The organism is Allobosea sp. Root483D1, assembly GCF_001429505.1.
GTDB lineage: Bacteria > Pseudomonadota > Alphaproteobacteria > Rhizobiales > Beijerinckiaceae > Allobosea.
In genome coordinates this window covers 343,982-368,284 of the sequence record NZ_LMJW01000004.1, presented here as the reverse complement: position 1 = coordinate 368,284, position 24,303 = coordinate 343,982, and the positions used below count along the sequence as shown (strand labels likewise).

The window sequence follows — 24,303 nt, the reverse complement described above, 5'->3', positions numbered from 1 at the left end:
ATGGCCGCTTTATAGGAGCCACCAGCTCCCCATGTCAACACGAGAGATGAAAGTTTTTCGACAAAAGCGACGCCAAGTCTGAAATCCGCAATTTTTCAATGGCTTAGCACTTAACCGGCAAAGAGCCCCCGGCCAATCGGCTCGATCCCTGCCACCTTGCCGTTCCGGCCTCTCCTTACATGCGGGTGGCCCGGCTGGGATGAACCTGCCGGAGCTTGCCGATCGCCACGCTGCTGTCCCATACCGAAAGAGGCCGGCGCCATGCCGCCGGTTGCCCCGCGCCTTTGCGCCTCGTCACGATATGGTTCGAGCGATGAGCAGCTCCCTCCTCTATCTCTCACGCAAGGACGTGCGGGCCTGCGCGGTTACTTCGCGCGAGGCGCGCGAGGCTGTGCTGCGCGCCTTCCGCGATCATGCCGCCGGCCGAAACCGGAGCCTGCCGAAGAGCGCTCTCACGCTCGGCCCCGGCCACGCCTTCCAGGCGATGACGGCGGCGTCGGAAGCGCAGGCGGTCGCCACGGTGAAATGGGTCGCCTCCGCACCATCGCTGCCGGGCAGCACCGTGCCGAGCGTGAGCGCGCTGATCTGCGTCAGCGATTATGCCACGGGCGCCCCGCTCGCCATCCTCGACGGCGACGAGATCACCCTCCTCCGAACCGCGGCGATGTCGGCCGCCGCCGCCTCGCTGCTGGCGCCGGAGGCCCCGAGCACGATCGGCTTCGTCGGCTGCGGCCTGCAAGCTCACGCGCACCTCACCGCCTTCCATGACCTCTATCCCGGCCTCAGGACTGCCCTGATGCTGAGCCGCAGCCGCAGCTCGGCGCAGCGCCTGGCGGAGGCTGCTGCAGCACGCGGGCTCACGGCAGAGATTGTCGATGAGGCCGGGACGCTCCTCGCCCGCAGCGACCTCATCATCTCGATGGTTCCGGCAGTGCCGGGCTTGCGCCCGTTCCTCGACGCGCAGCGGATGAAGCCTGCCGCTTTCGCCGCCGCCGTCGATACCGGCCGCAGCTGGCTGCCAGAGGCATTGCGCGCCTTCGACGTGCTGGCCACCGACAGCCTCGCCCAGTCGCAGGCGCCCTATGATGTCGATGGGCAGCCGGTGACGAGCGTCCGCTTCGGCCATGACCTCGTCGCTCTCTCGCAAGCGCCGCTTGCGGATGCGAGGACACAGCGTTCTCTGTTCTGCTTCCGCGGCTTCGCGCTCGCCGATCTCGCGCTCGCGCATCTCGTCCTGGAGAAGGCGCGCGCCGCCGGCATCGGGATCTCCCTGCCGCGCTAGAGCCGGGTGACTTCAGTCGGAATCCGTCTCTCGTCAAAAAATTGGAGCAGGATCATAGCGAAAAGCCGGTTCCCACTTTTTCGCATCCTGCTCTTGCAACCCTGCCATGCGCCGGCTTTCCCTTCGCGTGCATGAGGCCTACCTTTCCCGGCATCGAGGCGTACCGGATAGGCGATGGCGATGACAAAGGGTTCCGATCTCCTGGTGGCCGCACTCGAGAACGAGGGCGTCGACCGCATCTTCGGCGTGCCCGGCGAGGAGAACCTCGACGTCGTCGAGGCGCTCCGGACCTCGAAGATTGAGCTCGTCCTGACCCGGCACGAGCAGGCCGCAGCTTTCATGGCGGCGACGCATGGCCGGTTGACGGGGCGCCCTGGGGTCTGCATCGCGACGCTCGGACCGGGCGCGCTCAATTTCTCGACCGGTGCGGCCTATGCCCATCTCGGCGCGATGCCGATGATCCTGATCACCGGGCAGAAGGCGATCATGAGCGCCAAGCAGGCGCGCTTCCAGATCGTCGACGTCGTCGCCTCGATGAAGCCGCTGACCAAGATGACCCGGCAGATCGTCAGCGCCGCCAGCATCCCCTCGGTGGTGCGCGATGCCTTCCGCGTCGCGATGGAGGAGCGGCCCGGCCCGGTCCATCTCGAATTGCCCGAGGACATCGCCGGCGAGGAGGTCGCCGACGTACCCCTGATCCCGCTGCATCCGCTGGAGCACCCGGTCGCTGATCCGAAGGCGATCGCCCGCGCCGCCGAGATGATCCTGGCGGCCAAGCGGCCATTGGTGATGATCGGCGCCGCCGGCAACCGGCCAAGGCTGGTCGAGCCGCTCTCCGATTTCGTGCGGCGGGTGAAGCTGCCCTTCTTCAACACCCAGATGGGCAAGGGCGCGGTCACCGGCGGCTCCAATCTCTATATGGGCACCGCCGCCCTGTCCGAGGGCGACTATGTCCACCAGGCGATCGACCGGGCCGACCTGATCATCGCGATCGGCCACGACACGATCGAGAAGCCGCCCTTCCTGATGCGAGCAGCCGGCGGACCGAAGGTGATCCATGTCGGCTACCAGTCGGCGACGGTCGAGCAGGTCTACCATCCCGATGCGGAGGTCATCGGCGATATCGGCACGACCGTTGCGGCGCTGGCCGAACGGCTGGGCGGCCGGCTGGAAGCCGATCCGGTCATGCTGGAGCTGCGCCAGAAGATCCTCGCCCATCTCAACGACCGGGCCGACGAGGACCGCTTCCCGATCACGCCACAGCGCATCGTCCACGACATCCGCGCGGTGATGCCGGAGGACGGCACGGTCTGCCTCGACAACGGCATGTACAAGATCTGGTTTGCGCGGAACTACCGCACCCATGTCGCCAACACGCTGCTGCTCGACAATGCGCTGGCGACGATGGGCGCCGGCCTGCCCTCGGCAATGATGGCGGCGATGCTGCATCCCAAGCGCCGGGTCATGGCGGTCTGCGGCGATGGCGGCTTCATGATGAACAGCCAGGAGATGGAGACGGCAGTCCGCCTCGGCCTCAACCTCGTCGTCGTCATCCTCAATGACAACGCCTATGGCATGATCCGCTGGAAGCAGGCGGTCGACGGCTTCGCCGATTACGGCATGAGCTTCGGCAACCCCGATTTCGTCGCCTATGCCAAGGCCTATGGTGCCAAGGGCTCGCGCGTCGGTTCGGCCGCCGAACTCGTGCCGACGCTGGAGGCCGCCTTCGCCAGTGGCGGCGTCCATCTCGTCGAGATCCCGATCGATTATTCGGAGAACACGCGCGTGCTGGTCGAGGAGCTGCGCAACAAGACGCCGGATATCGAGTTGGCTTGACTCGAGTCTCGTTGCGTTCGGCCCGACAGCCCCTGTCATCCCGGACGCAGCGAAGCGAAGATCCGGGATCCATTCCGGAGCCTCCCCGATAAAGGTTCCGGAATGGATCCCGGGTCTCCCTCCGGTCGCCCGGGACGACCGCGCATGTGCTTCCGGATGGGCGTCCTCGTCCAAGCGCTCGGTATGGCAACCACCAAGGAGACGACTATGCTGACAGTGGTCCAGGCGTTCGATCGCGCCCCGATCGAGGAGATCGCCACCGACGATGCGGCGGCACTCGAGGCCAAGCTGCAGGCCGCCGACAAGGCTTTCCGCAATCGCGACGGCTGGCTGAAGCCGCATGAGCGGATCGCGATCCTGCGTAAGCTCGCTGAATTGCTGGCGGCCAAGCGCGACCATTTCGCCCACCAGATCGCGCGCGAGGGCGGCAAGCCGCTGACCGATGCGATCATCGAGACGACGCGCGCCATCGACGGCGTCCACAACGCCGCCGACGAACTCCGCAATTTCGCCGGCCGCGAGATCCCGATGGGGCTGACGGCCGCTGCCGCCGGGCGCTGGGCCTTCACCACCAAGGAGCCGATCGGCGTTGTCGCGGCGATCTCGGCCTTCAACCATCCGCTCAACCTGATCGTCCACCAGGTCGCACCGGCGATCGCGGTCGGCTGCCCGGTGATCATCAAGCCGGCGAGCGCGACGCCGCTCTGCTGCCGCGACTTCGTCGCGCTGGTGCACGAGGCCGGCCTGCCGGAAGCCTGGTGTCAGACCTTCCTGCCGGAGACGAACGAACTCGCCGAGGCGCTCGCCACCGACCGGCGCATCGCCTTCCTCAGCTTCATCGGCTCGGCCAAGGTCGGCTGGTACCTGCATTCCAAGCTGGCGCATGGCGCGCGCTCGGCGCTGGAGCATGGCGGGGCGGCGCCGGCGATCGTCGATCGCAGCGCCGATCTCGAGCGGATCATCGAGCCGCTGGTCAAGGGCGGCTACTACCATGCCGGCCAGGTCTGCGTGTCGACGCAGCGCATCTTCGTGCATCAGGAGATCGCGGACGCCTTCACCGAGCGGCTGGTGGCGCGCGTCGCCAGATTGCGCACCGGCGACCCCGTCCTGAAGGAGACCGAGGTCGGCCCGCTGATCCTGCCCAAGGAGGCCGACCGGGTCGCGAGCTGGATCGACGAAGCCGTGAAGGGTGGGGCCAAGCTCGCGCTCGGCGGCAAGCGGCTCTCAGAGACCACGCTGGAGCCGGCGGTGCTGCTCGACCCTGCCGTCGACGCCAAGGTCTCGCAGCTCGAGGTCTTCGGCCCGCTGGTCTGCGTCTATCGCTACAGCCAGCTTGGCGACGCCATCGCCCAGGCCAATTCGCTGCCCGTCGCCTTCCAGGGCAGCGTCTTCGCACAGGACATCGATGTCGCCCTGCACGTCGCCGAGCGGCTCGATGCCTCGGCGGTGATGGTCAACGACCCCACCGCCTTCCGCACCGACTGGATGCCCTTCGCCGGCCGCAAGGAGTCCGGCTACGGCACCGGCGGCATCCCCTACACCATGCGCGACATGACGCAGGAGAAGATGATCCTGCTGAACCGACGCTGAGACGGCATTCAGCGGCTCAGCAGCAGCCTGACCTTGGCGAGCGCTGACTCCTGCTCCTCGTGATAGTCGATCAGGCTGCGGAAGCGGCCTTCCGCGTCCATCAGATAGACAGAGGCGGTGTGGTCCATGGTGTAGCCGTCCTGTGTCGGAAGGCGCTTGGCATAGGCCTTATAGGCCTTCAGCGCTGCATCGACCTCTTCCTGGCTGCCTGAGAGCCCGACAATGCGCGGATCGAAGGATTGCAAATAGAGCGCCAGCTGCGCCGGCGTGTCGCGCTCGGGATCGACGGTGATGAAGAGCACGTTCAATCGGTCGGCATCGTCACCGAGCTTGCCGAGCAGGGCGGTGAGCTCGAACAGCGTGGTCGGGCAGACCTCAGGGCAATGGGTGAAGCCGAAGAAGACCAGCGTCGGCTTGCCCCGATAGTCGGCCTGCGTGACCTTGCGGCCGGTGTGATCGGTCGAGGTGAACGGGCCGCCGACATCGGCCAGCGGGGTCGACACGGCAGCGCCAGAGCCCGGCCGGCCGGGACCGTCGACGCGCCACCAGCCGAGCGTGATCGCAGCGGCGGCGAAGGCAACGAGCACGACGGCGGTCCAGGCGCCGTAACGGATGATTTTGAGGATCGGCATGGCGCTCTGTCTGGCCGCCGACTTCGCCGGCGTCAACGCGGCGAAATCGACCCGGTCGCCGTTACCTGCTGCGGCTCATCGTCGCCGCCGCCACCGAAAGGATCGGCCAGCGCCGCCTGCGGCGCGCTGATCTCGACCTTGCCGGCGACCATCGTCTGCATCCGCTCCGGCCCGATATTGCGCAGGAGCTTGCGGAAGCTCTGGTGCATGCCGCCATCCATCAGCGCATAGCTCATCGCCGGCAGGCTGCCGGTGAGTTCGGCGAGGCGCGCTTCGTCCCGGGCGCTGCGGGTGGAGACGAGTGCCTCGACTTCCGGATCGGCCTGATAGGCCGGGCATGGCGCGCCCGGCACGAAAGCCGACGCATCGCCCGCCGGATTGAAGACATAGCGCCCGCCGCAGGTCGCGAGCCGGGGCGGCTGGCGCGTCGCCTCGAAATGATCCGAGCCTTCCTTGAGATTGCGCCAGAAGGCGATGTTTTGATTGCTGCGATGGCGCGCCAGGTTCTCGGGCGTCATCCGGAAGGGGAAGGCCTGGACCTGGAAGCTGCGCTGCCCGCCGGCCAAGGCCTCACGCGCCAACCCGTAGATTTCAGTGACGCCGTCATCGGTCATGGCGTAGCAGCCGGCCGAGGTGCAGGCGCCGTGCACCATCAGGGCCGAGCCGGTATAGCCCTGCGCCTTCTCGAGCGCGTTCGGATAACCCAGATTGAAGGACAAATAGAACTGCGACTTCGGGTTCATCAGATCGGCAGTGACGCTGTAGAACCCCTCCGGCGCCTGCCGGTCGCCCTCGCGCTTTTTTGGGCCGAGTTGGCCCGACCAGCGGCACATCGGATAGCTCTTGAGCAGAGCATATTGGCCTGAGCGGTCGCGCTTCCAGACCTCGAGCTCGCTCTCCTTCTTGTAGATCCGCACGACGATCGGATCGGCCTGGCTCATGCCCTTCGCGGACATTTGCGAGACGAGCGCGGCCGGCAGCGGCTGGATTGCCCGGCCATCGCCTTCCATCCCGACACAGGACGAAAGCGCGATAGCGGCGGCACCGAGCAGCGCGAAGCGCCGGACATTCTGGAAGGTGGAGCGGATGGTCATGGATAAAATTATCGGAGTGCAGCGCTAACGACTGGTGAACGGGCTCGCGGGACCCTGCAACCTCAGGCCGGTCGAGGTGCAATTGACGTTTTCGTGAACGACGCCTCCCGCTCCCCCTGCTCTCGGCACTTGAAGCTCAGGTGGCTTCAGGTCGCAGAACGGCGGCGAAAGGGGAATCACGCCATGTTCGACCGCCGCCTCATCATCCAATCCCTCGCCTTCGGCCTCGCCGGGGCGCTCTCCGCGCCGGCGCTCGCGCAGGCCCCGTCCGCCCTGCTCGACCCCGGCCCGCTGCCGGAAAAGGTCTTCGGCGTAGCGGAAGCGCCGGTGACTGTGATCGAATACGCCTCGCTCACCTGCCATCACTGCATGAATTTCCACATGAAGACCTGGCCGGAGCTCAAGGCGAAGTATGTCGACACCGGCAAGGTGCGCTTCATCATCCGCGAATTCCCGCTCGATCCGCTGGCGATGGCCGGCTTCATGCTCGCCCGCTGCGCCGGCGAGGAGAAATGGTATCCGGTCGTCGACATGTTCTACCGGACGCAGGAAGGCTGGGCCCATTCCGACAAGCCGCTGGACGGGCTGACCCAGGCGATGCGCCAGGCCGGCATGGGCAAGGACGGCGTCGAGGCCTGCCTGAAGCGCGAGGACATCTATCAGGGGATCAAGCAGGTCTCCGAGCGCGCCAAAGGCTTCGGCGTCGAGTCGACACCGACCTTCTTCGTCAACGGCAAGAAGGAGGTCGGCGCGCTGTCGCTCGCGCAGTTCGACGCGATCCTGGCGCCGCTGCTGGCCGGGCGCTGACCCCGCCATGACGAAATCGCGAAACATCGCGCTGGCAGGGGCACTGATCACGCTGGCGACCCTGTTCTACGCCGTCACCGTGGTGCGGATGCGCGAGACCGAGGATCGCCGGCATCTGAGCGATCCCCTGGCGCATTCGGCGCCGGCAGAGCCCGCTAGCCCGAGGCCCTGAGCGTCAGACCGAGCGGCCGATCACGCGCTTGGCCGTCTCGACCGCGCCGGCGCATTGCGGGGCGATCTCGACCAGCACGACATCCGGGCTGGCGGTCCCGGTCCAGAAGCGAACAACCTGGACGACGGCCCAGCCCGGATTCTCGCCGACGCGCGACACGATCGCGGGTGTCGCGGTCCGGGCGCAGGCGGCGACCTTGTCGGCACTGTCGCGCGGGATGCCGAGCGCCGAGAGTTGGCTGGTGATGGCGCCCTGGATCGGATCGAGGATCAGGAGGGAGACCAGCGCGGCGATGATCGAGTCCATAAGGGTTCAGCCTCTTGTTCTTTTCGCGGGGGCGCGCACGAGATCAGAGGCGCTGCTCATGACCATCCGCCTGCCGGATCGCCTGATCCTCGATCTGGATCGTCGTGTGCTTGAGCCCGAATTCTTCGGCCAACAGCCGATTGGCGGCGACGAGGGTCGGCCTGGTTTCAGCCATGTCGGCGACCACGATATGGGTGCTCATCGCGTCGAGACCAGATGTCAGCGTCCAGACATGCAAATCGTGGACGGCCGTGACGCCCGGCAGCGCCAGCAGCGACTTCTCCAGCAGCGCTATATCGATCTCTGGCGGCGTGCCCTCCATCAGGATGTGGACGGCTTGCTTCAGCAGGATCCAGGTCCGCGGCACGATGAACAGGCCGATGCCGGCGCCGACAATCGGATCGGCGAGCGTCCAGCCGGTCGTCATCACGATCACCGCGGCGATGATGACACCTAGCGAGCCGAGCATGTCGCTCAGTACCTCAAAATAGGCGCCCTTGACGTTGAGGCTCTCGGAGGAGCCGCCAGCGAGCAGCTTCATGCTGATCAGGTTGACGATCAGCCCGACGACCGCGACGGCGAGCATCGGCCCGCCGAGAATGGGCGGCGGATTGAGGAAGCGCTCATAGGCTTCGTAGAGGATGTAGATGGTGAGCAGCAGCAGGACGACGGCGTTGGCGAGCGCCGACAGGATTTCCATGCGGACATAGCCATAGGTCCGCTGCGGCGTCGCCGGCTTCTCGGCGAAGCGGATCGCAACCAGCGCCAGAGCAAGCCCGCCGGCATCGGTCAGCATGTGGGCCGCATCGGCCAGCAGCGCGAGGCTGCCGGTCCACAAGCCACCGATCACCTCGGCGAGCATGAAGGCGAAGGTCAGGCCGAAGGCGATGGCCAGACGCGACTTGTGACGCCCGGCGGCAGTACCTGCCCCCGCGCTGCCGCCATGTGAATGCCCGGCTCCCATCAAGATGCTCCGCTTGTAGTCCGGTCCGGCGTCCGGTTCATCGCCGGCAGGGCCGCCAGCAGCATCAGCACCACCCCGAATGTCAGCGCGATATCGGCGCCGTTGAAGGTCGGCCAGTGCCAGTCGCGCCAATGCAGGTCGAGGAAGTCGGTGACCGCGCCCTGACGCCAGCGGTCGATCGCGTTGCCGAAGGCCCCGCCCGCCATCAGCGCCAGGCCGATGCGCTCCAGGCGATGCCCGGCGAGCGTCGCCCAGGCCAGCAAGCCGAAGCCAGCCGCGAACTTGAAAAGTCCAAGCAGGCCCGGCCAGGCTTCGAGCGTATCGCGGAACAGGCCGAAGCTGACCCCGGTGTTGAAGCCGAGGCGCAGGTTGAGGAAGGGCGTGAGCTCGATCAGCTCAGGCGGATTCAGAACGATCTCCAGCATCAGCCATTTGCTGGCCTGGTCGAGCCCCGCCGCCATAAGCGCGACGGCGACGGCTGAGACGAGCCTGCGAGACCAGCTCATGCTGCTTCTCCGATGGCGCCACCGCTGACGCCGAGCCAGCGCCGGACGCGGGCTTTGTAGGCAAGGTAGGGCTGGCCGAGCGAGGCGGCGAGTACGCGTTCCTCGATCGCGACCTGCAACCTGATCGCAAGCAGCAGCGCCAGTGTCAGCGCCACCTGGACGAGGCTCGGCAGAACGATGAAGAGCCCTATGAAAAGCAGCGCCTGGCCGACGAAGACCGGATTGCGCGAGACTGCGAACGGGCCGCTGTCGACGATCGCGCCCTGCTCGCCCTCGGCCGCGCCGATGCGCCAGGAGGTGCCCATATAGCGCTGCGACAATAGCGCGATGCAGGCGCCGATGACGACGAGCAGATGGCCGAGCACGTCGAACCAGGGTCCGTCCAGCGCCGCCGCCAGCGGATCGCCTGTCACCGGATTGCCGAAGGCGACGAGCCAAAGCGGCCAGAGCACGGCGCCAATGAAAGCGAGACGGAAGAGCAGCGCCGGCAGCGTCTGCTTCTCCCGGCCCTTGCCGAACAGCCAGACCGGACGGCCGGCCTCCTTCGCCAGGATCGCCGACATGGCGAGGAAGCTGACGACGTAGACGACGGCCATCAGATAGCTGGCGATCTCCATGCCGGACATAGGCGCGCCTCCTCAGCCGGCCTTGCCGGCGTCGAAGCGCAGCAGGCGCTGGCGCTCGACCGCTCCGCGAATTTTGGCAGCGCAACTGGCGCAATCCATGCCGCCGACCTTCCAGGACAGCGTTTCCGTTTCGGTTTTGGCGGCCGCGGCCATGCATCGTCTCCGCTTGACAGCGTTGCGGGAGCACCTACCTACAACCTATAGCCACTATAGCTTCAAGAGGAAAAATCATGCGGCCGACGAAAGCTCTCGAACGCGTGGTGCCGATCGGGACGCTGGCCGAGCGGACCGGGGTCAAGGTCGAGACCATCCGCTATTATGAGCAGGTCGGCCTGCTGCCGGAGCCTGAGCGCTCCGAGGGCAACCAGCGCCGCTATGGCCGCGCCCATGTCGAACGGCTCGCCTTCATCAAGCATGCGCGCGATCTCGGCTTCGCAGTCGAGAGCATCCGCACCCTGCTGCGGCTTTCGGACACACCCGGCATGCCCTGCGACGAAGCGCACGCGATCGCAGCCGGTCATCTGGGCGAAGTCCGCGACAAGATCGCGCGGCTACGCTCGCTCGAAGCCGAGCTCGCCCGGATCGCGACGGTTTGCTCGGGCGGCGTCGCCGCCCGCGACTGTGCGGTCATCGAGGCACTGGCCGACCACAGCCATTGCGAGCATCACGACCACTGATACATTCCAACAAATTGACCCTGCCGGCAGCCATGCTATCGAAGCGGCAGGAGGGCCGGTTTTGTCCGCAGGACATCGCAAAGCAGGGATGAGACGCTGGGTCGCGCTGGCCGCGGCTTATCTCGTCGTGCTGCAGGCGATCGTCGCGGGCCTTGCCTCCGGCGCCAATGCGGCGAGCTTCAGCCTCGACCGGTCGCTGGCGATGACACTCTGCGCCGGCGGCGAAGCTCCGGCGAATTCCGACAGCAGCGCAGCGGGGCATGAACAGCCGCTCTGTTGCACCGTAGGCTGCTCACTCTCCGCTGGCGGCGCGCCGGCCGGCCCCGCCGATTTCCTGCCCATCGTGCATCGCCCGACCGAGCGGGCCGCATTCCAGCACCGGCCATCGCAGGTGCAAGGCTTTGGCGACGGCCACTCGCCAGCCAACCCACGGGCACCGCCCGCGGCGTGATCACGGCCGTCTCGATGCCTTGCCAGCAAGGCGCGAGGCTGATCCCGACGCAGCCGCCATCAACGCCGCTCGCACAGCGCATATGGCCGGTTCCGGCCTCTCGTCGCAGCGGCTCATGCCATTTCATCCATGAGGACAATCCCATGAACCGCACCCGTTCCGCCCTCGTCGCACTCGCGTTGACCCTGAGCGGCAGCGCCGCGCTGGCCCATGACTTCACGGTCGGCCCGCTGAAGATCGGCCATCCCTGGACCCGCGCGACTCCGGCCGGCGCCAAGGTCGCCGGCGGCTACCTCTCGATCCAGAACACCGGCTCGGCCGCGGACAAATTCACCGGCGGCTCCTCGGAGATCGCCGGCCGCGTCGAGGTTCACGAGATGTCGGTGAAGGACGGCATCATGACCATGCGCCCACTGGATGCCGGGGTCGAGATCAAGCCCGGCGAGAAGGTCGAGCTCAAGCCCGGCGGCTTCCACATCATGTTCCTCGACCTGAAGCGCCAGCTCAAGCAGGGCGAGAAGGTCAAGAGCACGCTCACCTTCGAGAAGGCCGGTTCGGTCGAGGTCGAGTTCGTGGTCGACGCCGTCGGCGCTCGCTCCTCCGGCGAAGCCGGGGCGGCAGCGCACGGTACTCACTGAACCGAACGCCGCTCGATAGTTGGCACCATCACGAGACGGCCGCCGGCGAAAGCCCGGCGGCCTTTTTCATGCGCGCTTGACGAGCCAGAGCGTGAGAAGTACGGTCCATATTAGAAAACAAATGATCCATAATATGGATCGACAGGAGGAACGCAGTGCTGCAGGGCATGCTCCCGGTGTTGCCAACGCCGTTCACCGACGCAGGGACTGTCGATCCCGAGGCGATGGCGGGGATCGTCGATTTCGCGATCGCCAGCGGCGTCGACGGCGTGGTGTTCCCGGGTTTCGCCAGCGAGGTCGACGAACTCTCGGCGGCGGAGCGGACGACGCTGTTGAAGGTCGTGGTCGCCAGGGTCGGCGGACGGCTGCCGATCGTCGCCGGGGCGAGCGCACCGAGCGCCCTCGAAGCGATCTCGCACTGCCGCGAGGCCCTCGCCAACGGCATCACCCATGTGATGATCCAGGCGCCGAAGAGCGTCGGCACGACGACGGAAGCCGTCTCGGCCTTCTATGGCGAGATCGCCGCAGCCGTGCCCGGCATCGAGATCGTGCTGCAGAATGCGCCGGCGCCGCGCGGCTCCGACCTCAAGCCCGAGGCGATCCTGACCATCGTCCGCGACAATCCGTCGATCACCTATGTCAAGGAGGAGACGTTGCCTTCCGGCCTCGCCATCTCGGCGATCATGGCCGGCAAGCCGGCGCATCTGAAAGGCGTGATCGGTGGCGGCGGCGCGCGCTACCTGATCGACGAATACAATCGTGGCGCCTGCGGCGCGATGCCGGCTGTCGAGCTTGCCGATGCCCATGTCGCGATGGACCGGGCTTACCGAGATGGCGACGTCGCTCGCGCGCGCGAGTTCTATATACGCACGCTGCCTCTGCTGGTGATCCAGTTCAATTTCCGCATGGCCTTCACCAAGCATGTGCTGACCCGGCGCGGCGTGCTGACGAACCAAATCGTGCGAGCAAAGGTGCCGCCGATGGATGCGCTTGATGTCGCCGAGATCGACGCCTGGCTCGACTCCTGCTCCGAGCTGATGACAGTCGAACCTCGTGAGCCAACGCTCAGCGGAGGCGCGTGATGGCCGAGCGTGTCGCCCGCGTCGAGGTCTTCTCGATCACCATTCCGCGCGAGACGCCCTATCTCGGCGCTCTGCGCGAGGGCGAGCGCATCAACGACCACGGCTACATCGTCCGCAAGGGCAACCGCACGGTCTATCCGACCGTCGACCGCACCGTGGTGGTCCGGATCGAGACCGCTGATGGCGCGGTCGGCTGGGGCGAGACCTATGGCATCGTTGCGCCTGGCGCCGCGATGGCGATCATCGACGACCTGCTCGGACCCTTCGTCGTCGGGCGCGACCCCCGCGACGTCAGCGTCATCCATGACGATCTCTACGACCTGATGCGGGTGCGCGGCTATACCGGCGGCTTCTATCTCGACGCGCTCGCCGCGATCGACATCGCGCTCTGGGATCTCTGCGGCAAGCTTTCCAATCTGCCGCTGGTCAAGCTGCTCGGCGGGCAGAAGCATGAGCGGCTGCCGGCCTATATCTCCGGGCTGCCGAAACCGACGCGGATGGAGCGAGCAGAGTTCGCGGCGGAGTGGCAGGCGAAGGGCTTCGACAGCTTCAAGTTCGCCGCGCCGGTCGCCGATGACGGCAATGTCGCGGAGATCGAGACCTTGCGCGAGCGGCTCGGGCCGAAAGCCCGCATCGCCTGCGACATGCACTGGGTCCATACCGGAGAGGAGGCCGTCGCGGCGATCCGGGCGATGGAGCCGCACGGCCTCTGGTTCGCCGAGGCGCCGGTGAAGCCGGAGGATCTCGACGGGCTCGCCCATGTCGCCTCGAAGGTCTCGACGCCGGTCGCGGCCGGCGAGGAATGGCGCACCGTCTACGATCTCGTGCCACGTGTCGCGCGCCGGGCCTGCGCGATCGTGCAGCCGGAGATGGGGCATAAGGGCGTGACCGAGTTTATGCGCATCGGGCTCTACGCGCAGGCGCATCATCTCAAGGTCATCCCGCACGCCACGATCGGCATCGGGCTGTTCCTCGCGGCGAGCCTGCATGCGTCATCGGCTCTCGCGGCGGTGGAGTGCCACGAATTCCAGCATTCGATCTTCGAGCCGAACCGGCGGCTGCTCGTCGGCGACATGGACTGCAGCGACGGCTTCTACCGACTGCCGAGCGGGCCCGGCCTCGGTGTCGAGCCATCAAAGGAAGCGCTCAAGCTGCTGAAGCGGCTGTAACGATAAAACCAAGGGAGGAGGAGACCATGATGAGGAAGAGGCTTGGACTGGCACTGTCCGCGGCTGCGCTCGCGCTCGCCGCCGGCTTTCTCCCCGGCGCCGCTTTGGCGCAGGGCAAGGTGCTGAAATTCGTCTCCTGGCAGAAGGACGAGCGCGGCGTCGGCGACTGGTGGGGCTCGGTGATCAAGGAGTTCGAGGCGACGCATCCGGGCGTCAAGATCGAATGGACCAAGGTCGAGCGCGGCGCCTATGCCGACACGATGACGACGCTGTTCGCTGGCGGCAAGCCGCCGGATATCGTCCACCTCGCCTCGTTCGAGTTCCAGAAATTCGCCGATAATGGCTGGCTGGAGCCGCTCGACGGCTACATCAAGGACGCGAAGTTCGACCTCAAGGGCTGGGCCGGGCAGGACACCTGCACCTGGAACAAGCAGACCGTCTGCACGATGATGCTCTATTTCGGCTACATCTTCGCGTACAACGAAGAGATGCTGAAGAAGGAGGGTCTTTCCGTCCCGAAGACCTATGCCGACTTCCTCGCCGCGGCACAGAAGCTGACCAAGGACATCAATGGCGACGGCATCGTCGACCAGTTCGGCACCGGCCACGAGACCAAGGGCGGCGGCGGCCAGTATATGAGCGAGATGATGAACTACACGCTCGATGCCGGCGGGCGCTGGACCAATGATGCCGGCAAGGTGACGATCAACACGCCCGAGATGATCGAGGGTCTGTCGCGCTGGAAGACCATCGTCAAGAGCAGCCTGACCCCGCGCGACCTGCCGGCCGGCGAGGTCCGCCAGATGTTCGCCGACGGCAAGATCGCCATGAAGATGGATGGGCCCTGGCTCTACCCGATCATCCAGAAGGGCAAGGCCAAGGACCAGATCAAGCTCGGCATGGTGCCGTTCACCCCCCCGGTTGGCGGCTCCTCCAATGTGCTCGGCATCGCCGCCGATGCGCCCAAGGAGAACAAGAAGCTGGTCTGGGACTTCATCGCGATCGCGACCTCCGACAAGTTCCAGTCGAGCTATGCGACGCTGGGCGCTTCGCCGCCGCCCTCGCCGCGCGCCGACACCTCGGCCGCGAGCAAGGACACGCCGCATTTCGACCTCCTGGTGAAGGCTACGAAGGCAGCTGCCGACGCCAAGGTCGATCGCATCCCGAAGGGGCTGGAGCTGCAGTTCAACGAGTTCGCCAAGATGGTCATGGAAGAGTCCCAGCGCATGATCATCCAGGACCTCGACCCGAAGACGGTCGCGGCAACCATGCAGGCTAAGGCCGAGGCGCTGCAGAAGCAGTGAGGCCCACCACTCGTCATGGCCGGGCTTGACCCGGCCATCTCGGAAACCAGAGCCCTCTCGTCACGAGATCCTCGGGTCGTCGCCTTGCGCCGCCCGAGAATGACGGGGCTCGGACCCGGAAGCCGGACCCATGCCCCGATTAGCCTTCCTCGACCTCGCGCGTCCCAGCCGCCGCCATTGGCTCGGCTACCTGCTGCTGGCGCCGGCGGTGCTGCTGATCGGGCTGATCATCGTCTATCCGCTGTTCGTCTCGGTCGACCTTTCCTTCCAGAACGTCAACATCGCCCGACTCGACCAGCCGCGCCGGCCCTTCACCACCGCAAATTACGAGCGGCTCTTCGCCTCCGAGGAGTTCTGGTACGCCTGCTGGGTGACCTTCAAGCTGGTCACCATCGTCTCCTTCTTCTGCTTCCTGCTCGGTCTCTCGACGGCGCTGCTGGTCAATAATCGCTTCAAAGGCCAGGCGCTGGCGCGCCTGCTCGTCGCCCTGCCCTGGGCGATCCCGGAGGTGATCGCGGTCGTGATCTTCGCCTGGCTGTTCGATTCCTCCTTCGGCCTGATGAACTGGCTCTTCATCCGGCTCGGCTTGGTCGACCAGACGATCAACTGGTTCTCCTCGCCGGACGCGGCCTTCGCCGTGGTCTGCACGGTGATGATCTGGAAGGGCTATCCCTTCGTCTCGATCATGATGCTGGCGGGGCTGCAGTCGATCCCCGAGGATTTCTACAATGCCGCCAAGGTCGACGGCGCTCGCGCTTGGCAACGGCTCATCCACATCACCATTCCCTCGCTGATGCCGGTGATCGGCGTCACGCTCGTGCTGGTGATGCTCTGGGTCTTCCGCGATTTCTCGATCATCTACGTTTTGACCGGCGGCGGCCCGCTGAAGGCGACGCAGAGCCTCTCGATCATGACCTACGAGCAGGCCTTCGGCTTCTTCAAGATGGGCTACGCCTCGGCCATCGGTGTCATCACCCTGATCGTCTGCGTGATCGCGAGCCGGCTGATGATCGCCCGCGCGCCGGACAACATCTGAGGAGGCGGCGATGAGACGTAAAGCCACGCAGCACGCCCTGCTCTATGCCGGCGTCGCCCTGACCTGCGCCATCCTGGTCTTCCCGATCTACTGGCTCGTCGTCACCGCGCTTTCCGAGCCGAGCCAGCTTCGCCAATTGCCGCCGAGCTTCTGGCCAGCCGAGCCGCGCTGGGGGGTGTTCGGCCAGATCATGGCCGAGCGGCCGATCCTGCTCTGGCTCGGCAATTCGGCATTGGCGGCGATCGGGGCCGTTACCATTTCCATGGTCGTCTCGGTCCTCGCCGGCTACAGCCTGTCGCGCTTTCGGGTGCGCGGCGGCCAGTCGCTCGGGCTGTTCATCCTGACCGCCAAGATGCTGCCGGCGACGCTGCTGGTGATCCCGCTCTTCGGCATCTTCCGCAATCTCGAGCTGATCGGCAGCCTGTGGTCGATCATCCTGGCTCACGCCACGCTGATCATCCCGTTCACGACCTGGATGCTGAAGGGCTATTTCGACACGATCCCGCGCGAGCTCGAGCAGGCGGCGATGGTCGATGGCTGCTCGCCGCTCGGCGCGCTGGTCCGGGTGATCCTGCCGGTCTCGGCGCCAGGGCTGGCGGCGACGGCGCTCTACGGCTTCGTCTTGTCCTGGTCCGACTATGCCTATGCCCGGACGTTCCTGACCAACGCCCAGGGTAACTGGACCGCCAATCTCGGCATCACCACGATGAAGGGCGAGTACATCTCGAACTGGAGCGACATCTCCGCCGCCTCCATCCTCGTCGCCCTGCCGATCCTCGCGATCTACCTCTTCCTCGAACGCTATCTCGTCGGCGGCCTGACGGCCGGGGCCGAGAAGTAAGAGAACCCGCATGGCTGGAATCCGTATCGACAGCGTCACCAAATCCTATGGCGGGCTCGCCGTCCTCAAGGCGTTCTCGCTCGACATCGCCGATGGCGAATTCGTCGTCCTCGTCGGCCCATCCGGCTGCGGCAAGTCGACCATGCTGAAGATCCTCGCGGGACTTGAAGAAGCCTCCTCCGGCACGATCTCGATCGGCGAGCGCGATGTCACCGACCTCGCGCCGGGCGATCGCGACATCGCCATGGTCTTCCAGAACTACGCGCTCTACCCGCATTTGACGGTCGCCAAGAACATGGGCTTCGGCCTGAAGATGCGCGGGACCGACCCAGCCGAGATCGAACGGCGGGTCAATGACGCCGCCAAGATCCTCGGCATCGATCATCTCCTGGAGCGCCGGCCGCGGGCGCTCTCGGGCGGCCAGCGCCAGCGCGTCGCGCTCGGCCGCGCCATCGTGCGCGAGCCGCAGGCCTTCCTGATGGACGAGCCGCTCTCCAATCTCGACGCCAAATTGCGGGTTCACACCCGCGCCGAGATCAGCGCCCTGCACAAAAGGCTGCGCGTCACCACGATCTACGTCACTCACGACCAGACCGAGGCGATGACGATGGCCGACCGGATCGTCATCATGAAGGACGGCGTGATCCAACAGATCGCCTCACCCGATGTGATGTTCCGCGAGCCGGCCAATCTCTTCGTCGCCGGTTTCATCGGCTCGCCCGGCATGAACTTCCTCAAGGCAAAAGTCGAGACAACGGCAAGCGGCACCACTGCCAAACTCTTCGGTCATGACGTGAAGCTGCCCGTTGCGAACGCCGCTACGCTCGCCGGCAAGGACATCGTCGTGGGCCTGCGGCCCGAGCACATCGCCGCCGGCCCCGGACAGGTCTCCTTCACGGTAATCCCGCGACTGATCGAGAGCCTCGGCAGCGAGCAATATGTCTATGTCGACCTGCCCGAGGAACACCGCCGCGAGGCGAGCTCCGGCGGCGAGGATGAGTCGCGGCGGACCTCGCTGATCGCGCGCCTGATTAATCCCGATCCAAGGCCGCCCGAGGTGACACTGACGCTGTCCTTCGACCCGGCGCGACTGCATGTCTTCGATGCCGCCAGCGGCGAGGCGATCCGATGAACACAATCCTGGTCACGGGCAGCGCCGGGCGCGTCGGCTCGCGCGTCGCCCGCGAACTGCTCGACGCAGGCCACAGCGTCACCGGCTTTGATCTGCGCGCCAGCGGGATCGATCATCCCTCCTATCGTGAGGTGCTCGGCGGCTTCGACGACCGAGCCTCCGCGAAGGAGGCCGTGCAGGGCATCGGGGCGATCCTGCATCTCGGCGCCTTCATGTCCTGGCTGCCGGCCGACCGCGACCGACTGTTCACCGCCAATGTCGAGGGCACGCGGGTGCTGTTGGAAGAGGCGGCCGCTGCCAAGCCAAAGCGTCTCGTCTTCGCCTCCTCAGGCGAGGTCTATCCCGAGAACGTGCCGGACTATCAGCCGATCGACGAGGACCATCCCTTGAAGCCGCGCTCGCCCTATGGGTTGAGCAAGCTGCTCGGCGAGGAACTGGTGCGCTTCTTCGAGCGAACGAGCGGCGTGCCGGCGACGACCTTACGCTTCTCGCATACGCAGGATGCGAGCGAACTGCTCGACCCCGGCAGCTTCTTCTCAGGCCCACGCTTTTTCCTGCACCCGAAGATCCGGCAACAGGAGGGTTTCGGCAACGCCGCGGCCGTGGCGGCCCTGCGCGCCATCGATGACGGCGCTGAGGCGCTGGTGCTGTCGCGCAACGAGGTCGGCCGGCCCTTCCGCATGCACATCACCGACACACGCGACATGGTCGCCGGCATCCTGCTCGCGCTGTCGGACGAGCGCGCCGCGGGCCGCACCTATAATCTCGGCGCGACCGAGCCGGTCGACTTCGCCGCGGCGCTGCCGATGATGGCGGAGTTGACGGGACTACCGTTGAAGACCATCGACCTGCCGGGTGCCGGCGTCTTCTACGAGACGTCGAACGCCAGGATCCGGACCGAACTGGGATTTGAGCCGCAATGGACCTTCGAGCGCATGATCGGCGAAGCGGCGCAAGTGCGGATGAAGCGCGCGTCCTGACGCCGGGCGAGCGCGACGTTCCGACCGGCGCGGCTGCCCTCGCCAAGGGCCTCTATCTGCTCGACGTGATCGGCGAAGCGCCGGCGCCGCCGCGCTTCCGCGATCTGCAGGTCGCGACCGGCCTGCCCAAGGGCACGCTGGCGCGCATGCTCAACACGCTCCTGACCTTCCGCCTGATCCGGCACGAGGAGAGCGACAACACCTACCGGCTCGGCCACCGCCTGTTCGAGCTCGCCCACCGCGTCTGGGAATCCTTCGATTTGCGCGGTGCGGGAGCGCCAGCGCTCGACCGGCTCGCCGAGGAGACACGCGAGACCGCTGCGCTCTGCGCCATCGACAATGGCGAGGTGCTTTATATCGACCAGCGCAGCCGTGGCGGCCCTTACGGCTTCCGCATCGAGATCGGCCGGCGCGCGCCGCTGCATTGCACGGCCGGCGGCAAGGCCCTGCTCGCCTTCGTCCAACCGCACGAGCAGCGCGCCCTCGTCGACCGGCTGAAGCTCGAGCGTTTCACCGAGACGACGATCACCGAGGAGGAGGCGCTCGCCGCCGACCTCGCTCTGACCCGGGCGCGCGGCTACGCCGTCTCGCAGGAGGAGCACGTCGCCGGCGTCGCCTCGGTCGCGGCGCCGATCTTCGACCATACCGGACGCGCCGTCGCCGCGATCGGCGTGTTCGGCCCGTCCTCGCGCCTGACTCGGGAGCGGCTGCACACCACCGGCCGCGACCTGATGGCGGCTGCCAGGCAGATCTCCGGCAATGTCGGCGCGACGCAGATGAACATCAGCCCGGCGCCGCGCTCGGCGCGCCCCGTCGATCCGAACGTGCAATGCGTCCTGCCCTGGGGCGCCCATCTCGCCGAGGGGCCATACTGGTCGGCCGGCGAGCAACGGCTCTACTGGGTCGACATCCTCGCGCCGTCGGTCAACCGCTTCGACCCGGCGACGGGAAATAACGAGGAAGTGATGCTACCGCGCCTGGTCAGCGCCGTGCTCGGCCGCCGCGGCGGCGGGCTGGTGACGCTGACGCAGGAGGGGCTGGAGGCCTTCGACTTCGCCAGTGGCCGGCTGACGCCGCTCGCCGACCCCGAAGCCGACATCCCCGACAACCGCTTCAATGACGGCAAATGCGACCGGCAGGGCCGGCTCTGGGCCGGAACGATGCGGCTCGACGCCAGCCGCGCCTCCGGCGCGCTCTATGCGATTTCGCCTGATCTCTCCTGGCAGCGGCGCGAGAGCGGTCTCACCGTCGCCAACGGGCTCGACTGGAGCCCGGACGGGCGGAGCTTCTATTTCGTCGATTCCGCCCATGGCCGGATTTACGCCTACGACTTCGATGCGGCCGCCGGCACGCTCGCCAATCGCCGCGTCTTCGCCGAGATCGACAAGGCCGCCGGGCGACCGGATGGGCTCGCGGTCGACGCCGAGGGCTTCGTCTGGTGCGCGATCTGGGACGGCTGGTGCCTGCACCGCTATGCGCCCGATGGTCGGCTCGCCGGCGAGGTCTGGCTGCCGGTGCCGCGCCCGACCAGCCTGGCCTTCGGCGGGCCGGACCTGAAGACGCTGTTCATCACCTCGGCGCGCATCCGCCTGCCCTCGCGCGTGCTGGCCGAGGCGCCGTTCTCGGGCGGGCTCTTCACCTTGCCGGTCGACGCGCCCGGCTTGGCCGCAGCGGAGTTCGGGGGGTGAGGGTCGAGGCCAGCTATCCCGATCTTTCCGGCAAGGCGGCGCTGGTCACCGGCGGGGCCGACGGCATCGGCCGCGCCATCGTCGAGGCGCTGGTGCGGCAGGGCGCCAGGGTCGCCTTCCTCGATCGTGACGCGGAGCGCGGCGAGCAGTTGGCGACGGCACTCGCCGCCACAGGCAGCTCGGTCTCCTTCCACGCCGTCGACTTGCGCGACATCCCCGCGACACGAGCGGCGATCGCGGCGGCCTGCGCCATCCACGGCCCCTTCGCCATCGGCGTCAACAATGCCGGCCATGACGAACGGCATGATTTCGAGGCGGTGACGCCGGAATACTGGGACGATCGCCTCGCCGTGAACCTCAGGCCGATGATGTTCGTGGCGCAGGCACTGGCGCCGGACATGCGCAGGCTCGGCGGTGGCGCGCTCATCAACCTGTCCTCGACCTCGTGGATGAAGGGCTCGCCGCACATGATCGCCTACACCACGGCGAAATCGGCGGTGATCGGCTTCACCCGCTCGCTGGCGCGGGCGCTCGGTCCCGATGGCATCAGGGTCAATTGCGTCACGCCCGGCTGGGTGATGACCGAGCGCCAGCGCAGCAATTGGTGGACGCCGGAGAAGGGCGCGGCCAACCAGGCGGCGCAGGCGCTGAAGGGCGAGATCCTGCCGGAGGACATCGCGCAGATGGTGCTGTTCCTCTGCTCCGATGTCTCGCGCATGTGCGCCGGCCAGAACTTCATCGTCGATGCCGGCACGGTCTGAGGCGATGAGCTCCCTCGCCGCGCTTCGCGCCGTGCTCGATCCGGCCGCCATCGTCACCGATCCGCAGGTGCTGGCGCCGCATCTCAACGACTGGCGCGGCAAGCATCAGGGCGCAGCACTCGCCTTGCTGCGCCCGCGCACGGTCGAGGAGGTCTCGGCCATCCTGCGCTGGGCGACGGCGACCCGTACGTCCGTCGTCCCGCAGGGCGGCAATACCGGCCTCTCGGGCGGGGCGACGCCGGATGCTTCGGGCGCAGCCGTCGTGCTCTCGCTGGCGCGCCTCAACAGGATCAGGGCGATCGACAGCGCAGGCGACACGCTCACCGCCGAGGCCGGCTGCATCCTCGCCGATGTCCAGCAGGCGGCCGCAGCCAATGACCGGCTCTTCCCGCTCAGCCTCGGCAGCGAGGGCTCCTGCCAGATCGGCGGGGTGGTCGCGACCAACGCCGGCGGCATCAATGTCATCCGCTACGGCACGGTGCGTGATCTCGTGCTCGGCCTCGAATATGTCCGGGCCGATGGCGCCGTGATCCATGGCCTTAGGCCGCTGCGCAAGGACAATGCAGGCTATGCGCTAAGGGAGCTCGTCATCGGCTCGGAAGGCACGCTCGCGATCGTGACGGCGGCGACCTTCAGGCTTTTCCCAAGACCACGTGTCAGTGCGACGGCGCTGTGCGGCCTCGCGAGCCCGGTGGAAGCCTTGCAACTCCTTGCGCTGCTGCGACAGGCGGCCGGCGAGCGTATCTCCAGCTTCGAACTGATGTGCGACGGCGAGATGAGCCTCACCCTCGATCTCGTGCCCGGCACGGCCCTGCCGCTCGAACGCCGCCATTCCTGGTACGTCTTCATCGAGCTCGCCGACAGCGATGCGTCTGGACGGGTAGGCGAATTGCTGACCGAGACGCTCGGAACGGCACTGGAACAAGGTCTGCTTCAGGACGCGGCGATCCCGCAGAGCGAGGCGCAGGCCAAGGCGATCTGGCATCTGCGCTTTGCCGTTGCGGAAGCGAACCGTCGCGCCGGCTTGAGCGTCTCGCACGACACCAGCGTCGCGGTCGCCGATGTTCCGGCCTTCATCGCCGCGGTCGAGGCGATGGCCGCCGAGCGCTTCCCGGAGGCCAGGACGCTCTTCGTCGGCCATGTCGGCGACGGCAACATCCATGTCATCCTGCTGTTTCCACGGGAGACGCCGGCGGAGCGACACGCGGATCTCGGCCATGCCGTGAACGCGCAGGTCTTCGCAATCACCAGCGATTTCGGCGGCAGCCCCACCGCCGAGCACGGCATCGGCCGTAGCCTGGCCGGCGCTGACGTTGCATGCCCAGCCGGAGGCGCTCGCGCTCATGCGAGGGGTCAAGCAGGCTTTCGATCCGCTCGGCATCCTCAATCCCGGCGCGGTGCTCGCGCGACCGTGAAGCAACCCTGCGATCGAGGGAAGTCCCCGGAATAGTTGAACTGTTCCGGACCAAAGGCAGCGGAGGCGTTACTTTAGAATACGTGTAAACTATTGTATTTGCTAACCAATTCCGTCTGGTTTAACTGCTGGGGACGATCGCCTTCGACGCTGCCCCTTCCCGGGTCGGTGCTCCGCGATCATCCGAGGACGCTTCGATCGAGGCCGGCCTCGCCCTGAAAGCGCTCCCGGCGGTGAGGAGCGCCGCAAGACCATGGATTCGAGTCGATGCAGCGTTTGATCGGTACAATCCTGTTCGCGGCGAGCCTCGCCGTCACCCCGATGACGAGCTCGATCGGCCTCGCCCAAACCGCGCCGACCGAAACCGCGCCCGCTCGCCAGCAAAGCCCTTCCGGCGCCCATGGCGGAGCTGTGCCGGCGCCGAATGCTGCCGCGCCGGCGGCTCCTGCTCCCACCGGCCAGGTCGCCCCGGCCGCCCCAGCGCCGACAGATGTGCCCGCGACCATTCCGGCCCCCGCTCCCAGCCCGACGCCGGCACCTGTCACGGCGCAGGCGACCCTGCCGCATGACCTGTCGCCCTGGGGCATGTTCATGGCGGCCGACATCGTCGTGAAGGCGGTGATGCTCGGCCTCGCCTTCGCCTCGCTCGTGACCTGGACGATCTGGCTGGCCAAGGCGCTCGAACTCGCCGCGGCCAAGGCCCGGGCAGGCCGGGCGGTGCGGCGCCTCGAAGAGGCCGTCAGCCTGGACGAGGCGGCGCAGGCGATCACCGGGCGCAAGGGGCGGGCGCGCGGCACCGTGGCCGAACTGGTCGGGGCTGCCCAGAGCGAGCGCGAGCGCTCCAGCGATCTCGGCGAGAACGGCATCAAGGAGCGCGCCGCGATCGCGCTGTCGCGGATCGAGGCTCGCGCCGGCCGCAGCATGGCGCGCGGCACCGGCCTGCTCGCCACCATCGGCTCGACTGCCCCCTTCGTCGGCCTGTTCGGCACGGTCTGGGGCATCATGAACTCGTTCATCGGCATCAGCCAGTCGAAGACGACCAACCTCGCCGTCGTCGCCCCCGGCATCGCCGAGGCGCTGCTGGCGACCGCGATCGGCCTCGTCGCAGCGATCCCGGCCGTGATTATCTACAACGTCTTCGCGCGTGCCATCTCCGGCTACCGCGCCACGCTCTCGGACGCCTCCGGCGAGGTGTTGCGCCATCTCTCGCGCGACCTCGAACGGACGCGCCGCCAGGCGGCCCAGCAGGTCCGCGCCAACCTGCACGCTGTCCCGGCCCAGCCGGCTGCCATGCCGCGCGTGCCGGCGGAGTAAG

At 67.0% G+C, this 24,303-nt stretch carries 26 protein-coding genes and 1 pseudogene; 20 read left to right on the top strand and 7 right to left on the bottom strand.

What is annotated here, in order from left to right:
* The first annotated feature begins 313 nt into the window (after positions 1 to 313).
* The 3 genes from ASE66_RS08780 (at position 314) to ASE66_RS08770 (ending at position 4,708) form a co-directional block, all read left to right on the top strand.
* Positions 314 to 1,282, top strand: coding sequence for a hypothetical protein (locus ASE66_RS08780; protein ID WP_057189232.1), 969 nt, complete (start codon positions 314 to 316; stop codon positions 1,280 to 1,282).
* A 180-nt stretch (positions 1,283 to 1,462) separates the two neighbouring features.
* The gene (locus ASE66_RS08775) at positions 1,463 to 3,118 is read left to right on the top strand and encodes an acetolactate synthase large subunit (protein WP_057189256.1); all 1,656 of its coding nucleotides are present in this window, start codon (positions 1,463 to 1,465) and stop codon (positions 3,116 to 3,118) included.
* 207 nt (positions 3,119 to 3,325) lie between these two features.
* On the top strand, positions 3,326 to 4,708 hold the full coding sequence (locus tag ASE66_RS08770; protein ID WP_057189231.1) for an aldehyde dehydrogenase family protein: 1,383 nt from the start codon (positions 3,326 to 3,328) through the stop codon (positions 4,706 to 4,708).
* Between the two features lie 8 nt (positions 4,709 to 4,716).
* Here ASE66_RS08770 and ASE66_RS08765 read toward each other — a convergent pair whose 3' ends face one another.
* Positions 4,717 to 5,340, bottom strand: a complete 624-nt coding sequence (locus ASE66_RS08765) for an SCO family protein (RefSeq protein ID WP_057189230.1) — start codon at positions 5,338 to 5,340, stop codon at positions 4,717 to 4,719.
* 32 nt (positions 5,341 to 5,372) lie between these two features.
* Complete coding sequence (locus tag ASE66_RS08760) at positions 5,373 to 6,434, bottom strand: L,D-transpeptidase family protein (RefSeq protein WP_057189229.1); 1,062 nt, start codon at positions 6,432 to 6,434, stop codon at positions 5,373 to 5,375.
* A gap of 183 nt (positions 6,435 to 6,617) precedes the next feature.
* Between ASE66_RS08760 and ASE66_RS08755 the strand changes: the two genes are divergently transcribed.
* Together ASE66_RS08755 and ASE66_RS31995 are read left to right on the top strand one after the other, a co-directional pair.
* Positions 6,618 to 7,241: a DsbA family protein gene (locus ASE66_RS08755; protein ID WP_057189228.1), complete on the top strand. Its 624-nt coding sequence runs from the start codon at positions 6,618 to 6,620 to the stop codon at positions 7,239 to 7,241.
* Between the two features lie 7 nt (positions 7,242 to 7,248).
* Positions 7,249 to 7,413, top strand: a complete 165-nt coding sequence (locus tag ASE66_RS31995) for a hypothetical protein (RefSeq protein ID WP_156412068.1) — start codon at positions 7,249 to 7,251, stop codon at positions 7,411 to 7,413.
* 3 nt (positions 7,414 to 7,416) lie between these two features.
* Here the strand turns inward: ASE66_RS31995 and ASE66_RS08750 are convergent, their stop codons facing one another.
* Genes ASE66_RS08750 through ASE66_RS31990 form a run of 5 tightly spaced genes read right to left on the bottom strand, consistent with a single transcriptional unit; the run spans position 7,417 to position 9,968 of the window.
* The gene (locus ASE66_RS08750) at positions 7,417 to 7,719 is read right to left on the bottom strand and encodes a hypothetical protein (RefSeq protein ID WP_057189227.1); all 303 of its coding nucleotides are present in this window, start codon (positions 7,717 to 7,719) and stop codon (positions 7,417 to 7,419) included.
* 43 nt (positions 7,720 to 7,762) lie between these two features.
* On the bottom strand, positions 7,763 to 8,683 hold the full coding sequence (locus ASE66_RS08745; protein WP_057189226.1) for a cation diffusion facilitator family transporter: 921 nt from the start codon (positions 8,681 to 8,683) through the stop codon (positions 7,763 to 7,765).
* The gene (gene lspA, locus ASE66_RS08740; protein WP_057189225.1) at positions 8,683 to 9,189 is read right to left on the bottom strand and encodes a signal peptidase II; all 507 of its coding nucleotides are present in this window, start codon (positions 9,187 to 9,189) and stop codon (positions 8,683 to 8,685) included. The genes ASE66_RS08745 and lspA overlap by 1 nt, the downstream gene beginning before the upstream one ends.
* Complete coding sequence (locus ASE66_RS08735; RefSeq protein WP_057189224.1) at positions 9,186 to 9,815, bottom strand: methyltransferase family protein; 630 nt, start codon at positions 9,813 to 9,815, stop codon at positions 9,186 to 9,188. The genes lspA and ASE66_RS08735 overlap by 4 nt, the downstream gene beginning before the upstream one ends.
* A 12-nt stretch (positions 9,816 to 9,827) precedes the next feature.
* A complete protein-coding gene (locus ASE66_RS31990; RefSeq protein ID WP_156412067.1) occupies positions 9,828 to 9,968 on the bottom strand; it encodes a hypothetical protein in 141 nt (46 codons plus the stop codon).
* A gap of 104 nt (positions 9,969 to 10,072) precedes the next feature.
* Here ASE66_RS31990 and ASE66_RS08730 point away from each other — a divergent pair, with 104 nt between their 5' ends.
* The 15 genes and pseudogenes from ASE66_RS08730 to exbB all read left to right on the top strand — a co-directional run bounded on the left by ASE66_RS08730 (position 10,073) and on the right by exbB (position 24,302).
* A complete protein-coding gene (locus tag ASE66_RS08730) occupies positions 10,073 to 10,492 on the top strand; it encodes a MerR family transcriptional regulator (RefSeq protein WP_057189255.1) in 420 nt (139 codons plus the stop codon).
* Positions 10,493 to 10,580: 88 nt separating this feature from the next.
* A complete protein-coding gene (locus ASE66_RS08725) occupies positions 10,581 to 10,943 on the top strand; it encodes a hypothetical protein (protein WP_057189223.1) in 363 nt (120 codons plus the stop codon).
* Positions 10,944 to 11,086: 143 nt separating this feature from the next.
* A complete protein-coding gene (locus tag ASE66_RS08720) occupies positions 11,087 to 11,581 on the top strand; it encodes a copper chaperone PCu(A)C (protein ID WP_057189222.1) in 495 nt (164 codons plus the stop codon).
* 167 nt (positions 11,582 to 11,748) lie between these two features.
* A complete protein-coding gene (locus tag ASE66_RS08715) occupies positions 11,749 to 12,663 on the top strand; it encodes a dihydrodipicolinate synthase family protein (RefSeq protein ID WP_057189254.1) in 915 nt (304 codons plus the stop codon).
* Positions 12,663 to 13,832 carry a mandelate racemase/muconate lactonizing enzyme family protein gene (locus ASE66_RS08710; RefSeq protein ID WP_057189221.1) on the top strand — a complete coding sequence of 390 codons (1,170 nt, stop codon included), beginning with the start codon at positions 12,663 to 12,665 and terminating at the stop codon, positions 13,830 to 13,832. The genes ASE66_RS08715 and ASE66_RS08710 overlap by 1 nt, the downstream gene beginning before the upstream one ends.
* Before the next feature lie 29 nt (positions 13,833 to 13,861).
* Positions 13,862 to 15,136 (top strand): ABC transporter substrate-binding protein, encoded by a 1,275-nt coding sequence (locus ASE66_RS08705; RefSeq protein WP_164470439.1) that lies wholly within the window; start codon positions 13,862 to 13,864, stop codon positions 15,134 to 15,136.
* 130 nt (positions 15,137 to 15,266) lie between these two features.
* On the top strand, positions 15,267 to 16,172 hold the full coding sequence (locus ASE66_RS08700) for a carbohydrate ABC transporter permease (RefSeq protein ID WP_057189219.1): 906 nt from the start codon (positions 15,267 to 15,269) through the stop codon (positions 16,170 to 16,172).
* 10 nt (positions 16,173 to 16,182) lie between these two features.
* Positions 16,183 to 17,013 (top strand): carbohydrate ABC transporter permease, encoded by an 831-nt coding sequence (locus tag ASE66_RS08695; RefSeq protein WP_057189218.1) that lies wholly within the window; start codon positions 16,183 to 16,185, stop codon positions 17,011 to 17,013.
* Between the two features lie 10 nt (positions 17,014 to 17,023).
* On the top strand, positions 17,024 to 18,145 hold the full coding sequence (locus ASE66_RS08690) for an ABC transporter ATP-binding protein (protein ID WP_057189217.1): 1,122 nt from the start codon (positions 17,024 to 17,026) through the stop codon (positions 18,143 to 18,145).
* Positions 18,142 to 19,125 carry an NAD-dependent epimerase/dehydratase family protein gene (locus ASE66_RS08685; protein ID WP_057189216.1) on the top strand — a complete coding sequence of 328 codons (984 nt, stop codon included), beginning with the start codon at positions 18,142 to 18,144 and terminating at the stop codon, positions 19,123 to 19,125. Before ASE66_RS08690 ends, ASE66_RS08685 begins: the two co-directional genes overlap by 4 nt.
* Positions 19,065 to 20,813 (top strand): SMP-30/gluconolactonase/LRE family protein, encoded by a 1,749-nt coding sequence (locus ASE66_RS08680; protein ID WP_057189215.1) that lies wholly within the window; start codon positions 19,065 to 19,067, stop codon positions 20,811 to 20,813. The genes ASE66_RS08685 and ASE66_RS08680 overlap by 61 nt, the downstream gene beginning before the upstream one ends.
* A complete protein-coding gene (locus ASE66_RS08675; RefSeq protein ID WP_057189214.1) occupies positions 20,810 to 21,574 on the top strand; it encodes an SDR family NAD(P)-dependent oxidoreductase in 765 nt (254 codons plus the stop codon). Before ASE66_RS08680 ends, ASE66_RS08675 begins: the two co-directional genes overlap by 4 nt.
* Positions 21,519 to 22,856, top strand: a pseudogene (locus tag ASE66_RS08670) (FAD-binding oxidoreductase); the annotation flags it as partial. The gene ASE66_RS08675 and the pseudogene ASE66_RS08670, both read left to right, overlap by 56 nt.
* A gap of 61 nt (positions 22,857 to 22,917) precedes the next feature.
* On the top strand, positions 22,918 to 22,989 hold the full coding sequence (locus tag ASE66_RS33930) for an FAD-linked oxidase C-terminal domain-containing protein (RefSeq protein WP_413814254.1): 72 nt from the start codon (positions 22,918 to 22,920) through the stop codon (positions 22,987 to 22,989).
* A 266-nt stretch (positions 22,990 to 23,255) separates the two neighbouring features.
* Positions 23,256 to 24,302 carry a tonB-system energizer ExbB gene (gene exbB / locus ASE66_RS08665; RefSeq protein WP_082613291.1) on the top strand — a complete coding sequence of 349 codons (1,047 nt, stop codon included), beginning with the start codon at positions 23,256 to 23,258 and terminating at the stop codon, positions 24,300 to 24,302.
* The last annotated feature ends 1 nt before the right edge of the window (position 24,303 follow it).

Bases quoted from the DNA above. Each gene is read 5' to 3' on its own strand.
- ASE66_RS08690 (WP_057189217.1), top strand. From the start codon at position 17,024: ATGGCTGGAATCCGTATCGACAGCGTCACCAAATCCTATGGCGGGCTC.
- ASE66_RS08765 (WP_057189230.1), bottom strand. From the start codon at position 5,340: ATGCCGATCCTCAAAATCATCCGTTACGGCGCCTGGACCGCCGTCGTG.
- ASE66_RS08695 (WP_057189218.1), top strand. From the start codon at position 16,183: ATGAGACGTAAAGCCACGCAGCACGCCCTGCTCTATGCCGGCGTCGCC.
- ASE66_RS08760 (WP_057189229.1), bottom strand. From the start codon at position 6,434: ATGACCATCCGCTCCACCTTCCAGAATGTCCGGCGCTTCGCGCTGCTC.
- ASE66_RS08750 (WP_057189227.1), bottom strand. From the start codon at position 7,719: ATGGACTCGATCATCGCCGCGCTGGTCTCCCTCCTGATCCTCGATCCG.
- ASE66_RS08700 (WP_057189219.1), top strand. From the start codon at position 15,267: ATGCCCCGATTAGCCTTCCTCGACCTCGCGCGTCCCAGCCGCCGCCAT.
- ASE66_RS08710 (WP_057189221.1), top strand. From the start codon at position 12,663: ATGGCCGAGCGTGTCGCCCGCGTCGAGGTCTTCTCGATCACCATTCCG.
- ASE66_RS08735 (WP_057189224.1), bottom strand. From the start codon at position 9,815: ATGTCCGGCATGGAGATCGCCAGCTATCTGATGGCCGTCGTCTACGTC.
- ASE66_RS08775 (WP_057189256.1), top strand. From the start codon at position 1,463: ATGACAAAGGGTTCCGATCTCCTGGTGGCCGCACTCGAGAACGAGGGC.
- lspA (WP_057189225.1), bottom strand. From the start codon at position 9,189: ATGAGCTGGTCTCGCAGGCTCGTCTCAGCCGTCGCCGTCGCGCTTATG.
- ASE66_RS08720 (WP_057189222.1), top strand. From the start codon at position 11,087: ATGAACCGCACCCGTTCCGCCCTCGTCGCACTCGCGTTGACCCTGAGC.
- ASE66_RS08685 (WP_057189216.1), top strand. From the start codon at position 18,142: ATGAACACAATCCTGGTCACGGGCAGCGCCGGGCGCGTCGGCTCGCGC.
- ASE66_RS08680 (WP_057189215.1), top strand. From the start codon at position 19,065: ATGGACCTTCGAGCGCATGATCGGCGAAGCGGCGCAAGTGCGGATGAA.
- ASE66_RS08780 (WP_057189232.1), top strand. From the start codon at position 314: ATGAGCAGCTCCCTCCTCTATCTCTCACGCAAGGACGTGCGGGCCTGC.
- exbB (WP_082613291.1), top strand. From the start codon at position 23,256: ATGCAGCGTTTGATCGGTACAATCCTGTTCGCGGCGAGCCTCGCCGTC.
- ASE66_RS08725 (WP_057189223.1), top strand. From the start codon at position 10,581: ATGAGACGCTGGGTCGCGCTGGCCGCGGCTTATCTCGTCGTGCTGCAG.
- ASE66_RS08715 (WP_057189254.1), top strand. From the start codon at position 11,749: ATGCTCCCGGTGTTGCCAACGCCGTTCACCGACGCAGGGACTGTCGAT.
- ASE66_RS31995 (WP_156412068.1), top strand. From the start codon at position 7,249: ATGACGAAATCGCGAAACATCGCGCTGGCAGGGGCACTGATCACGCTG.
- ASE66_RS08770 (WP_057189231.1), top strand. From the start codon at position 3,326: ATGCTGACAGTGGTCCAGGCGTTCGATCGCGCCCCGATCGAGGAGATC.
- ASE66_RS08705 (WP_164470439.1), top strand. From the start codon at position 13,862: ATGAGGAAGAGGCTTGGACTGGCACTGTCCGCGGCTGCGCTCGCGCTC.
- ASE66_RS08755 (WP_057189228.1), top strand. From the start codon at position 6,618: ATGTTCGACCGCCGCCTCATCATCCAATCCCTCGCCTTCGGCCTCGCC.
- ASE66_RS08745 (WP_057189226.1), bottom strand. From the start codon at position 8,683: ATGGGAGCCGGGCATTCACATGGCGGCAGCGCGGGGGCAGGTACTGCC.
- ASE66_RS31990 (WP_156412067.1), bottom strand. From the start codon at position 9,968: ATGGCCGCGGCCGCCAAAACCGAAACGGAAACGCTGTCCTGGAAGGTC.